Origin of the sequence: Limisphaera sp. 4302-co (genome assembly GCF_049537155.1) — a bacterium.
Taxonomy (GTDB): domain Bacteria; phylum Verrucomicrobiota; class Verrucomicrobiia; order Limisphaerales; family Limisphaeraceae; genus Limisphaera.
In genome coordinates this window covers 621,390-634,329 of record NZ_JBMVQZ010000001.1, presented here as the reverse complement: position 1 = coordinate 634,329, position 12,940 = coordinate 621,390, and the positions used below count along the sequence as shown (strand labels likewise).

At 59.1% G+C, this 12,940-nt stretch carries 10 protein-coding genes; all 10 read left to right on the top strand.

The window, feature by feature from the left end; all coding sequences use genetic code 11:
* A partial coding sequence (locus ACPDIX_RS02385; protein WP_423430163.1) for an RHS repeat-associated core domain-containing protein occupies window positions 1–1,268 on the top strand: 1,268 nt, incomplete at its 5' end.
* Window positions 1,269–1,306: 38 nt separating this feature from the next.
* The gene (locus tag ACPDIX_RS02380) at window positions 1,307–1,873 is read left to right on the top strand and encodes a hypothetical protein (protein WP_423430162.1); all 567 of its coding nucleotides are present in this window, start codon (window positions 1,307–1,309) and stop codon (window positions 1,871–1,873) included.
* Between the two features lie 571 nt (window positions 1,874–2,444).
* Complete coding sequence (locus ACPDIX_RS02375; RefSeq protein WP_423430161.1) at window positions 2,445–3,710, top strand: RHS repeat domain-containing protein; 1,266 nt, start codon at window positions 2,445–2,447, stop codon at window positions 3,708–3,710.
* Window positions 3,711–4,204: 494 nt separating this feature from the next.
* Window positions 4,205–5,329 carry an RHS repeat-associated core domain-containing protein gene (locus ACPDIX_RS02370; RefSeq protein WP_423430160.1) on the top strand — a complete coding sequence of 375 codons (1,125 nt, stop codon included), beginning with the start codon at window positions 4,205–4,207 and terminating at the stop codon, window positions 5,327–5,329.
* Window positions 5,330–6,350: 1,021 nt separating this feature from the next.
* Window positions 6,351–7,436 carry an RHS repeat domain-containing protein gene (locus ACPDIX_RS02365; protein ID WP_423430159.1) on the top strand — a complete coding sequence of 362 codons (1,086 nt, stop codon included), beginning with the start codon at window positions 6,351–6,353 and terminating at the stop codon, window positions 7,434–7,436.
* Entirely contained in the window at window positions 7,433–7,828 is a 396-nt protein-coding gene (locus ACPDIX_RS02360; protein ID WP_423430158.1) for a hypothetical protein, read from the top strand. The genes ACPDIX_RS02365 and ACPDIX_RS02360 overlap by 4 nt, the downstream gene beginning before the upstream one ends.
* A gap of 189 nt (window positions 7,829–8,017) precedes the next feature.
* On the top strand, window positions 8,018–9,997 hold the full coding sequence (locus tag ACPDIX_RS02355) for an RHS repeat-associated core domain-containing protein (RefSeq protein WP_423430157.1): 1,980 nt from the start codon (window positions 8,018–8,020) through the stop codon (window positions 9,995–9,997).
* Window positions 9,994–10,509: a hypothetical protein gene (locus ACPDIX_RS02350; protein ID WP_423430156.1), complete on the top strand. Its 516-nt coding sequence runs from the start codon at window positions 9,994–9,996 to the stop codon at window positions 10,507–10,509. Before ACPDIX_RS02355 ends, ACPDIX_RS02350 begins: the two co-directional genes overlap by 4 nt.
* A 252-nt stretch (window positions 10,510–10,761) precedes the next feature.
* A complete protein-coding gene (locus ACPDIX_RS02345; protein ID WP_423430155.1) occupies window positions 10,762–11,886 on the top strand; it encodes an RHS repeat domain-containing protein in 1,125 nt (374 codons plus the stop codon).
* Window positions 11,883–12,335: a hypothetical protein gene (locus ACPDIX_RS02340; RefSeq protein ID WP_423430154.1), complete on the top strand. Its 453-nt coding sequence runs from the start codon at window positions 11,883–11,885 to the stop codon at window positions 12,333–12,335. Before ACPDIX_RS02345 ends, ACPDIX_RS02340 begins: the two co-directional genes overlap by 4 nt.
* Window positions 12,336–12,940: the final 605 nt, after the last annotated feature.

Below are 12,940 nucleotides of genomic sequence, written 5' to 3'. Positions count from 1 at the left end.
GGGAGCTGCTGATCCACGACTTGGACGGGAACCTTGTGCGGGACGGGAGGTGGATGTACTATTGGGATGCAGAGAACCGGCTGACGAGGGTCATGAGCTACGGTGCGACAGACCGGGGCAGTTGGCGACGGGTGGACTGGAAGTACGATGCTTTGGGTGGGCGGGTGCGGCAGACTTCGTACGTCTTGAGCAACGGGGTGTGGCAGGTGGTGGAGGATGTGAAGTTCGTGAGCGATCCTGAGCTGTTCGGCCGGCATGTGGCGGAGTTGAATGCCACGAACAACGCCCCGGTGCGTGCGTACATCTGGGGCCTGGACCTGTCCGAGACCCTCGGCGGCGCCGGTGGTGTGGGTGGTCTTCTCTGGGTTCGGGCCGCCACCGGCCCTGCCGCCGGCACGCATTTCGTCTGCTACGACGGCAACGGGAACGTGTGGAACTTGGTGTCGGCCACCACCGGCACTGAAACCGCCCGGTACGAATACGGTCCCTTTGGCGAGCCCCTCCGCCTGAGCGGCCCTGCGGTCAAGGCAAATCCCTTCGGTTTCAGTACCAAACGCACCGAAGATTTCACGGGGCTGGTGCTTTACGAATACCGGGCGTATAGTCCCAGCTTGGGCCGGTGGTTGAGCAGGGATCCGTTGGAAGAGGAGGCCTTCACTGTGATGGAAAACATGGTGCTCAAAGAGTGTCGCCGCTGGTGTAGTGGATACGTATTGACGTTGAACAATCCCGCACATGCTGTCGACCTTCTCGGCCTTCGATCCGTCTTTGTAGTCGTCCAGACAGAAATCAGAGGTCCGGATCCGGAACCCGGAAAAAAGACGTGGCACGCGGTTGAGCTGACGGACGCATGCACCATCGACTACCAGACGTGGTTTACTGGCATCACGGAAGAACCGTTTCCGACACAAGGAATTGGCCTGCTCAGAGCTTTTCCCAGCGGCTCACCGCCCATCTGCAGGCTTGGCTTCATAGGTCATGCTGCTTCCTTCTACATCCTGGCGGCAGAGATTGCTCTGGGCCTGCGTGTGCCGCAAACGTGGCTGCACATTGATTACGCGCTTGTCGTGGGGTTGAACTGGTGTACGCGGACAGGCTGGGTAATGGGAGTCCATGACGGCTATCCCTCATACACGGTACAGGTGAACGGTAGGACGGTGTACGACCACCACCAGTCGACGATACCTTCAGTCGGGGGATTGAACCTGGGCATTTTGAAGCTGCTTCCTCCGATGGATGTGAGGGCACTGAGGCGCTTCACATGGTGACGTCTATAGCCAGCGCAACCACGAAAAGGATTGCCTTGATGTGGCGCATCGGTGTGTGGATTTGCTTTCTCGCCATGTGTGGGTGGATCTACTTTGTGGTGATGGCCCTCCTTGGTGGGCTTGGATGGTGGCCCCAAAAAGTGGTCTGCTCGGGTGCCCGCGAGGTTGCGACGGTTCCCATCAAAGGTCACCTGGTGAGACTTGACGGCTCCGTTGTCGGTGATCCGAACGAAAGGGGAAACGAGGGTGCTTTGCTCTACCTGTTGATTCTATGCCCTGACGCGGATGACTGCTCATTTACGGAATTCGCGTGGGGATGGAGATACACAACATGGGCTGTGTACGTCAAAGCAGCCACAAATTGGATGAAGGTGGCTATCGACCTCGACCGGTGGCGGGACGCCGTGCGTATCCGGGGTCGACATTATTCGCGTGCAGCAGGTGAAGCTTTTCTGGTTGTTGTGCGCCGCAGTGGCGGGACTGAGGTTGTGCAGATGCGTGGGCCGGGTCCTCATGCCAGTGCGGCCATGGTTTTGGAGCATATCAGAACAATTGCGAACACGAACGCCATCGTAGCCAACCTGCGTGTGAGCAGCATGTGGTGAGAGAGTAGCGGGACAGTGTCGGCATGCAACATACAAGCTCGTATGACACCGGCTCCAGTGTGCAATGGGCGAAAAGGTTGGCCAAGCGAGTACCCAACCTAGGGCCTGTAGTGCAAAAGGTCTGCATAGATAAGCGCTCTTAGGTAAGCCGGAATACAACCTATCGCGAAACATATTCACCAAGCTGCCTGAGTGTCTATGACGACATTGGAATTACCGCGGTCATGCGTGATCCGATAGGTTTTGTACCGGCCATCCCGAGTCTGCCAAGAGATGTGGGACTGGTTCGAAGGAGAACTGACCAAGGCGGAAACGCTGCGGCTTGTTCCGGCTTTTGGCCACCGGCGCCGATAGGAAGGTCGTGCCGCGAGCGTAGGGTTCGAAGAGGCGGCTCAGCAGTGGGCCCAGCGATCATTGCAGGTGGACATCTGGGGGAGCAGCGGCGGCTGCGGGTTTGGGATGGTTTCCTTGATGCGGCGATGTGGGCAGTGCGGAGCAGCGTGGTTGAGAAGGGAGGCGGAAGCGGACACGTTCACCTGGGCGGACGGGGGCCGTCATCACCAACCTAGGGATGGTGCGGAGCCAGCCGGACCGGGTGCAGTCGGAGACGCGGTCGGCCTTCGTCGCGCAGACACCCGAACTGCTGATCCACGACCTGGACGGGAACCTTGTGCGGGACGGGAGGTGGATGTACAGTTGGGACGCAGAGAACCGGCTGACGAGGGTGATGAGCTACGGAGCGACAGACCGGGGCAGTTGGCGACGGGTGGACTGGAAGTACGACACTTTGGGTCGGCGGGTGCGGCAGACTTCGTACGTCTTGAGCAACGGGGTGTGGCAGGTGGTGGAGGACTTGAAGTTCGTCAGTGATCCCGTCCTCTTCGGCCGTCACATCGCCGAACTGAATGCGACGAACAACGCCCCGGTGCGCGCGTACACCTGGGGCTTGGACCTGTCCGAAACCCTTGACGGCGCGGGTGGTGTGGGTGGGCTGTTGTGGGTTCGGATGGCCACCGGCCCTGCCGCAGGCACCCACTTCGTCACCTACGACGGCAACGGGAACGTATGGAACCTGGTGTCGGCCACCACCGGCACTGAAACCGCCCGGTACGAATACGGTCCCTTTGGGGAACCACTCCGCCTGAGCGGTCCTGCGGTCAAGGCAAATCCCTTCGGTTTCAGTACCAAACGCACTGAAGGCTTTACCGGGCTGGTGCTCTACGAATACCGGCCCTACAGCCCCACCTCCGGCCGCTGGTTGAGTAGAGATCCGATCGAGGAGGTGGGAGGGCTTGGTCTGTTTGTCTTTATCGTCAACGCTCCCGTGAGGAGCGCGGATAGTCTCGGCTTGCAAATGGCCCCGCCCGGTTGGCCGTGGCCTACCGATCCTAGCCGACCATTCCCTCGACCGATGCCTGAGCTTCCAAAGCCGCCCCAATATCCTAGGGGTTTTGCGATTTGCCAGCGGGATATTGCGGTAGATGGTATCTGTGATTATCCCGGAATACTTGGCAACATGGCTGGTGGAGAACACTGCTACGTGCAGTATGTGGACAGCGAAGGGAACAAGTGGGGCTGGGGGTTTGGGGGAAAGGGGACCATTGAAGAAATGCATTTTCGGCCAAACAGTTGCGTGACGTGTGAAAAAGCCAACACGCCTTTAAAACACGGAAAGGGAAAGGATAAGGTTGGCACCACCGCCACCGATGCTGAGGTGCAGGATTGCATAAAGAATTACCCCCCACGCAAGCCCTACAAAGCGTGGGGCAAGGGACGCTACAACTGCAAAGACTGGGCATGGGAGGCTGCCACTAGCTGCGGGCTGACATGTAACTGATACTTACCATCATGCGCGTCATCAGAGGTCTGTTCATTGTCATCCTAATCGCATCTGTGGCGGGCTGGTCGGTGATTGCGACCATGCTACGGCTCAGGCGACACCGGTTTTGCGCAAAGTGGTGGGTAGCTGCTGGCCTCCTGACCGTGTTGGGGGCTATAGGTGGAATCTGGACTACCATGTATTTGGAATATGAGGTGTGCACGCGCGCCAGAGCCGTTGGATGGCCTGTGCCGGTGGTAGTTTTTGTGCGTGAGGGCAATCAGTGGACCGATTTTGTACCGCCAACGATTGTACAGTATGGCGCGGTTGCCGCCGATACAGTGTTCGGGATCGCCGTTGCCTTGCTGCCGATTACGATATGGTCGTGGATTCTCACGCGACGAGCGGGAAGGTAGGGACCAAAGTTGCATGGAGGGGGCGCCTGTAGAGGTCGTGGCAAGCGAAGGAGCCGTCGAGGAAGCATGCACGGGCCGATGTGCGTATGATGAGCGATGGACCAGGTTGCGGAAAAGGAATCAACCGCAGGTGCCAATGGCGTGGCAGTTGCCAGCAGTGCTGAAATGATCCGTGAGCCTTTGCGCTTCGACCGGCACGTGGCGGAGTTGAATGCCACGAACCACAACCTCCTGCGTGGGTACATCTGGGGCTTGGACTTGTCGGAAACTCTCGACGGCGCCGGTGGTGTGGCTGGGCTGTTGTGTGTTCGGATGGCCACCGGCCCTGCGGCGGGCACGCATTTTGTGTGCTACGACGGCAACGGGAACGTGTGGAACTTGGTGTCTGGCTCCACCGGCACCGAAACCGCCCGGTACGAATACGGTCCTTTTGGCGAGGCCCTCCGCCTGAGCGGTCCTGCGGCCAAGGCAAATCCCTTCCGCTTCAGCACCAAACGCACCGAAGACTTCAGCGGTCTGGTCGTGTACGAATACCGCGCATACAGTCCAACCTTGGGCCGTTGGTTGAGCAGGGATCCTGTCGGGGACCTGGGCGGGGAAAACCTCTACGTGTATGTTGCAAACGATGGAGTAAGCGCATCCGATTCGGTTGGGCTTTGCGCTGCTTGGTTCAGAGCCGCATCGGCGGTGGCTTTGCCCGGCCTCAAGAATCCACTGCCGGACATTGACAAGGACCTTTGCGCCTGGCTTGAGGGGAAGATTCGAAGCTTCTTGAGTAGCAGCGAGGACATTCGAGCTTGGAATAGATTCGTCAGTGGCACAGGCATTGACATTGAACTGACCGAGTCTGAGATGGGGTCGGCGCTGGTAGCAGCGCCAGCTTTTCAAGCTGAACTTAAGAAGCAAGCTGAAGACTGCAAGGCGAACCCGTTTTATTGGTTTAACCGAACAACACAACTCGCAGATACCATTGGGCCTCATTGGTCTGCATCGCTTGGACGGGTGACCATCACATTGACGACATCCTGCGCATGTCGAACCCTGACGTGGGAAGCATGCATCTTTGACAAATACGACTTCGATCCAACTTGGTTTTTGGGCGGCAGGGAAGTCACAGCAGAGATAAAAACGATTTTGGTCTGGGTTGCAGACAAGGTTAGTCAATGTGGATGGAAGGCATGTCATCACAAAGGGTGCAAAAGTGGATTTGTTGCGAACTAATGTCGCGACGGCCGTGTATGCGCTTGGCCTCGCAGGGCCGGGTCTCCTTGTGGCTGGGCTGACTCTTCTTGAACGTGCGGGGCTCCATCTCGGCATGGGTGCTGGCCTCATTGTGGTACTGAGCGTCGGAGCATGTGTCACTGGTGCTGTCCTCCAGCCGACCACGACCTGGAAAAAGTGGGTGCTTGTTCTCATGGCCCTTGTAGCCATCCCTCTTGAGATACTTGCATTGGGGGCTGTCTTCCTTCTGCGCGATGGATTAGCGGGAACTCAATGACAGAGTCGTAGTGTCACGCATACTATGTGGAAACGATGTAAGCGCACTCAGGACGCGCGGAGGGAAGGACAGGTACCCACGTCTGCCTTGCATCCTCGGACGCTTTGTCTTCCCTACGAAGCGCTGTTAGTCTTGATTGAGCCAGCCCTTGGTGCGATGTGCGTCGACTGGTCGCCAATCACGCACGTTGCCACACTCGGCGCCTGCCGGACTCTTAGACGCAAGCCTTTCGCGCAGGGGTCGGAGAGAATGGTGTGGAATCAGCTGTAATGCCGACGACATGATGCAGGGTCCGCCGGTTGTTGGGGCGAGGACGAACTCGGCCAGAGCCTGCGCTGGAGCACCAACACGGTCAACCGGCTGAACCGGTACACGAGTCGGACGGTGCCGGGGTACGTGGGGGTGTCGGGCGAGGTGGCCGAGGTGGCGACGGTCGATTGTGAGACTCGGGTGGGGGAGGCGGTGGTGGTGGTCCATTGAGGAATATCAGTGGTAGCAGTGAGAGATGCAGGGGAAATGACTCAAAGAACACCACCGAGGCACGGAGAACACAGAGGTGTCACAGAGGTGGGGACAGGCTGGGAGCCTGTGAAGGCGCGGGTACGGCTTTTTCTGCCCTGTGCTTGCCGGAGGGGGTGGCAGAGCCTTGCGGGCCACTGACGGTGGCTGTATAGTTAGGATGCTGACAAGCGGCTGACCAAGGTGATGAGGTACGGTGCGACGGACCGGGGGAGCTGGCGACGGGTGGAATGGAAGTACGACGCTTTGGGTCGGCGGGTGCGGCAGACATCGTACGTCTTGACCAACGGAGTCTGGCAGGTGGTGGAGGACCTGAAATTGGCGAGCGATCCTGAGTTGTTCGGCCGTCACATCGCCGAACTGAATGCGACGAACAACGCACTGGTGCGCGCCTACGTGTGGGGCCTGGATCTGTCGGAGACCCTCGACGGCGCCGGTGGTGTGGGTGGGCTGTTGTGGGTTCGGATGAACACCGGCCCAGCCACGGGCACGCATTTTGTGTGCTACGACGGCAACGGGAATGTGTGGAACCTGGTCTCGGCGTCCACCGGCACTGAAACCGCCCGGTACGAGTACGGTCCCTTCGGTGAGCCCCTCCGCCTAAGCGGCGTTGCCGCCCGAACCAATCCCTTCCGCTTCAGCACCAAACGCGCCGAAGACTTCGCCGGGCTGGTGCCTTACGAATACCGTGCGTACAGGCCCACCTCCGGCCGCTGGTTCAGCCGGGATCCCATCGGGGAACTCGGTGCTGAGGCGCTGTTACAACGTAAAGCCAGTTCTGCGCGGATGGCTCGTCGTGGCTTTGCCGAACTTCTGCCAGAAGGGCCGAATCTTTTCGGCTTCGTCCACAACAACCCGGTCTCGCTGGTGGACGCTGACGGCCGCGCTATTCCTCCTGCTGTTGTAGCGGCGCTGGCCGTTCTGGCAGCAACGGAAGCCTCTGTTTGGCCGCAATACAAGGCAGCGTTCAACAGGTATCCAGACTCAGGAGACAAGTTCAAACACTGCTGGGTGTCGTGCCGAATCTCGAAAACTTGCGGCGGGTCGATTGCCGAACTTGCCGGCCTTGGGAAGGAGGTGCGTGACCGTGCGGTCGCGGTTTATTGTGACTACTTCCCGAACAGTGAAATCTGCCAAGGGGCTCACGGAGATTTTTGGGACTCCATCCAGGACTTGCAGGCAAATCAGCAGTGCATCGGTTGGGAATCTATAGTTGCCGGGCCAGTTGGCGGATGGATCGGTGCGCTGTGCCGGCGAAGCTGTGAAGACTGCTGCAAAGCGAAAGTTGGCTACCACACGGGTGAGCCATGACTAAGAAAATCGTCACGGTCGCGGCACTGCTTGTCTGCTTGCTTGCAGTGTGGATGTATGCGGAGAAGAAAAGCGCAACGGCCGTTTGCCCACCTGCTGGCGGAACAAACCTCGTCGCGTTCTTAGAGATTGGGCCACAGCCGAATCAAATCCGCAGCTTCGTTCACAACGGGAAAGTGCATGTTGCAGTAATTGGCAAGCCCAGCGGATCGCCATTGAGTCCGCCTTCCGGTTCGCCAGCTTACATTTTCGACGAGACCGGTGCTTTCTTGGATTGGTGTCGCGACATCGGCGACAATCCGTATTTCGTTAAGAAGTGGGGCGGCTTCAGCAATGCGACTCCGATCAGTGTTGAGCAGGCGAAGCAACTGGTCAAAACGAAAGGGCGCTGACGGAGGGAACCCAACCGCCTGCCCGAGCGCTCGCAGCCCCGCGCCGTCATGCCGGCTGCGAATTTGAAAGCCAGCCGTCCTGCCATCACGGGCGTGCTCGCTCCCGCAACGTCAGTCTGCCCGTAGCGTCGTTCGTCGCGCTATCCGGGAGAGGCGCGACAAGTAAAGGCTGAAGGCCTCTTCCGCAGTGTGCTGGCCTCCACCGCCTACGCCTACGAGGCCACCGGGAGGCTGGCCGGCTTCTCCGACGGCGCCCATGGCGGCCGCTACGAATATCTTGAAAACTCGGGGATGGTGGACAAGATTGTGTTCGAGCAAAACGGGGTGACGCGGATGACGACTGGCAAGCGCTATGACGCGCTCAACCGGCTGACGAGGATTAGGAACGAACCGGTCGGCTCATCGGGTGTCGGCTATCGCTACGTGGACAAACCGGGGAACCAAAGAAGCACCGTGACCAACGTGGACGGCTCACGCTTGGTTTATGCCTATGACGGCCTCGGGCAGGTGATCTCGGTCAAGAAATACTGGAGCGACGGGATGGCAGTGGCTGGGCAACAGTTCGAGTGTGCCTTTGACGACATTGGGAATCGGCGGACCAACGGGTTTGGGGGCAAAGGGGTAGGGCTTTCTATCCGGGAGTGCCTTCAGACGGTGAACAGCTTCAACCAATACGCCGGCGGGACGGTGCCTGGATATGTGGGGGTGTCCGGGGAGGCTGCCGAGGCGGCGACGGTGACGTTGTGGTGGGGGAGCAACGAATGGGCGCGGGCGATCGAGCAGGGGCGGTACTGGTACGGGGAAGCCCAGGTGAACAACGCGACGGGCTCGGTCTGGGTGGTGATCACGAACCTGGGCGTGGTGCGGGGCGAGCCGGACCGGGTGCAGTCGGAGACCCGTTCGGCCTTTGTGCCGCAGACACCGGAGCTGCTGATCCACGATCTGGACGGGAACCTTGTCCGGGACGGGAGGTGGATGTACTATTGGGACGGAGAGAACCGGCTGACGAGGGTCATGAGCTACGGAGCGACAGACCGGGGCAGTTGGCGACGGGTGGACTGGAAGTACGACGCTTTGGGTCGGCGCGTGCGGCAGACGTCGTACGTCTTGAGCAACGGGGTGTGGCAGGTGGTGGAGGATGTGAAGTTCGTGAGCGATCCTGAGCTGTTCGGCCGGCATGTGGCGGAGTTGAGCGCCACCAACAACAGCTTGGTGCGTGCGTACATCTGGGGCTTGGACCTGTCCGAAACCCTCGGCGGCGCCGGTGGTGTGGGTGGTTTGCTGTGGGTTCGGCTGGCCACCGGCCCTGCTGCGGGCAACCACTTCGTCCGCTACGACGGCAATGGCAACGTGTGGAACCTGGTCTCGGCGTCCACCGGCTCTGAAACCGCCCGGTACGAATACGGTCCCTTTGGGGAACCACTCCGCCTGAGCGGCCCTGCGGCGCGGTACAATCCCTTGCGCTTCGGCACCAAACGCACCGAAGACTTCAGCGGTCTGGTCCTGTACGAATACCGCGCATACAGTCCAACCTTGGGCCGTTGGTTGAGCCGGGATCCGATTGGGCAAGAGATGGACTGCTTGCATGCAGATCCTTGCGACGTAGTTGATGCGTTAGGAATGTATGTGCTCGGGTGCGCGGACTGGAACATGCATAAGGCCCGTCTCAAGCAATTGCTGCATGATCCAGATACGCGAATTCTGACAGGAGACAGCATTGGATGTGTCCTGCATTTGGAATCGTACTGGACAGGTGAAGTAGATAACTCAAGATCCATGGGGGATACGTTAGGACTCCTTGATGGCGTCGGAACAGCGTATCCATTTGTTGGAAATCAGCCTGCCAATGGAGTGGACCTGCTCGGACTGCGCGGAGTTCCACCGGGCCAAGGAATTAATATCCCACCTACCATCCCTCAGACGGACGAGTTTAAGAGGGCTGTTGAAAGGTATTATCGGGCGTGCAGATGTGGAGACAGTCCATCTACGTTCGACTGTCACACAATATGCGATGTGCTTTACGGCAACGTAAGCGTTCATCTCGTGACGAGCTGCATACTTAGTTGTGGGGACTGCGAGCTGGGAAAGTTTACCTGGAGGCATCCACCAGGTAAACGGAGCAGCAAATCCTCGGAAAAGAAGAAGGACAATCGGAACCACATCCCATGAATGTACGCGCATTTATTCTGTGTGCCTGTATGGTTGGGCTGTCGACCGGACACAGTGACGAAGCCGGTGGCCTAGAGGTGAGGGAGTCATACTACCCGGAAAGGAACCTGAAGATCAGAAGCACATATCGGGGAAAGCAGCGGATACTTTATGAGCTGGAGTACGAACGCGGAAAAAGCAGGGCGTACATGTTGAACGGACGGATCGTGGCTACGGAGATTGATGAAGACAAGGATGACTTTTATGAGGGATTTGCGATTTGGTCTGACGATGGCGAAAAGTTCGAAATGTTCTTGCGGAGCACTAATGGAACGGTGCGTCCCGTTTCCACGGAGAAGATAGAGGAAATCAAGGCGAAGAAGGAAGCGGCAGACAAAGTGCTGGTAGAAGCGCTGAGACAACTGGCTGCGAAGGAAGGCGATAGGGAGACAAATAGCGTGGAGCAACCGCAAAAAGAGGCTCGCCGGGTGGATCAAGGCTCGCGGCGTGGAGGCAAGCGTGACGGTAGGTAGGGTACAAACCACTGAGTACGGCCACTATGCTTCAACGCAGGCTGGCGTTGACCCTGTCGGCTAGGCACAGGTCTTTGTGGGAACCAGTAGAGCGATGTTGGGTGGGTGTTATACCATTCACCGGGCAGTGGTGCGGGTGCATGCGTTGAGGACCGCGAAAAAGCGCCTTCGACAGCGAAGGAGAACGTTGTAGCAGAGGGTCGCCGGATGTAAATCTGTGACGCAGAGAACCGGCTGACGAGGGTGATCACCGTGGCGGGCCCATCGTCCAGCTTTCGTCGGGTGGACTGGAAGTACGACGCCCGGGGTCGGCGGACAAGGCAGACGTCGTACGTGTACACGAGCGGAGTCTGGCAGGTGGTGGAGGACCTCAAGCTCGTCAGTGATCCTTTGCCTTTCGGCCGTCACATCGCCGAACTGAACGCGACGAACAACGCACCGGTGCGTGCGTACGTGTGGGGCTTGGATCTGTCGGAGACCCTCGAGGGCGCCGGTGGTGTGGGTGGGCTGTTGTGGGTTCGGATGAACACCGGCCCAGCCACGGGCACGCATTTTGTGTGCTACGACGGCAACGGGAACGTGTGGAACCTGGTTTCGGCGTCCACGGGCTCTGAAACCGCCCGGTACGAATACGGTCCCTTTGGGGAACCACTCCGCCTGAGCTGCCCTGCGGCGCGGTACAATCCCTTGCGCTTCGGCACCAAACGCACCGAAGACTTCAGCGGTCTGGTCCTGTACGAATACCGCGCATACAGTCCAACCTTGGGCCGCTGGCTGAGCAGGGATCCGTTGGACGAGGCGGGTGGAAGCAATCTCTCTGCCTTTGTGTTCAACGCCGCCACTTCGCGGGTCGATGTCAAGGGGCTTTGGATACCCGGGCCAGATGGTCGTTGGCACCCTCCATCACGGCCACGAGCGAACGAAAATCGCCTGACCTCCATCGAGCTGTGCAACCGGAAAATCGAGAATGCGTGCAACGATTTTATTATCGGCTGTGCGAACCTCAGAGGCCACGACTTGTATCGGTGGCCTGATGGGCGCGGCGGCTGGGAATCTGTAGGTTTTCTTGATGCAAACGCGAAAGATGGAGCGTTACCAGAGCCGGACAAGCCGGAACGGGCGAGGTATTGCTGTAAATGCTACGGGACAAGCGAACGCCTCCAGCACGGTCCGGGGAAGGGTAAAAAAGGCCTGGATGCAACGGAGGAGGAAATAACACAGTGCCTCAAGAACAGGCCCATCAAAGGGGATTATGACGGGCTTTTTAACAACTGCAACCGAAGGGCGGTGGGAGCCGGCAAAGAGTGCGGACCCGATTGCGGGTACGAGTGGCGGCGTGTAAAGGCAGACAGACTTATCCCGGGAGGGTACGAATGAAAGCGGGGATGCGCACGGCATGCAGGGTTCTCGCGTACGGCGCTGTGGTCGCCGCGCTTTTTGTGGCCGCGCTGCGCTACGTGGAGTACAGGCTTCGCAAGGCATTCATTGTCGGCAGCTATCGGATATACCTGCCTCAACACGACAGGAATGCACCGAATGTGGCTGATGTATTGAATGGCATGTGGATGGCACTGGACCATTACGGCATGAAGACCGGGGAATGGCGCATGGTAAATGAAGAGGTGATCCTCCCTCGCATAGACAAGCTACTGATGCAGGTGCGAGATGAAGGCGCATCGTCCTATAACACGAATACTGTTCCGCCTCAGATGCCCACACTGAATGTATGGCTTACAAACACAGCGACCGGATACAGGCTCATAGTAGAGATAAGTTACCACAGCGCGGAGGACGAGGTTGCCTTCACGCTGGTGCGTCCCAAGTGATGGGGCGGGGGCGGGCATTAGCTGCGTGTCAGTGCGATCGGATTGTTGACAAGGTGGCTCCGGCGCGTGCAGGCGATGTCAACAGATGAAGGCGTGAACGTACTGCTGGAGCCTATCTGTAAACCTGTGTTGGAGGGTGTTTCAGGGTGCGGTGGGAACGGGTTGGCTCCCGATGAGAAGGCGCGCACGAGACTCTGGAGACCGTTGCAGCGGAGAGAGAACAGCTCTTGGCGCCAGCAATTACTGCGGGAGCGAAAGGGGCCGCCGTGAGACGGTTGCAGGCAAGGGGAGGGCTCGATCGATGGAAGTGTGGAAAGGCGGCATTTCAGGCTCTGCCCGACCCCTGCCTGAAGGGCAGGAATGCGCAATTGATGCGCGGGTACGCCTCAAACGCCCGGCTCGACTTGTCTGACCGGATGCACTGCCGCCGGAGATGGGACAGGCAGGGCGCCGCGCGCTGCAGCACGGAGCGTCGATGATATGGCCGGAGTGTGCGACCGGCCTGCTGGCGATTGTGCCACGGGCGACTGCGTGGATGCGGGGAGATCGGCCTCACGTGCAGATCGGTGGTGAGCGGATGCGGCAATTGAGTGGCAGGGGCCTGG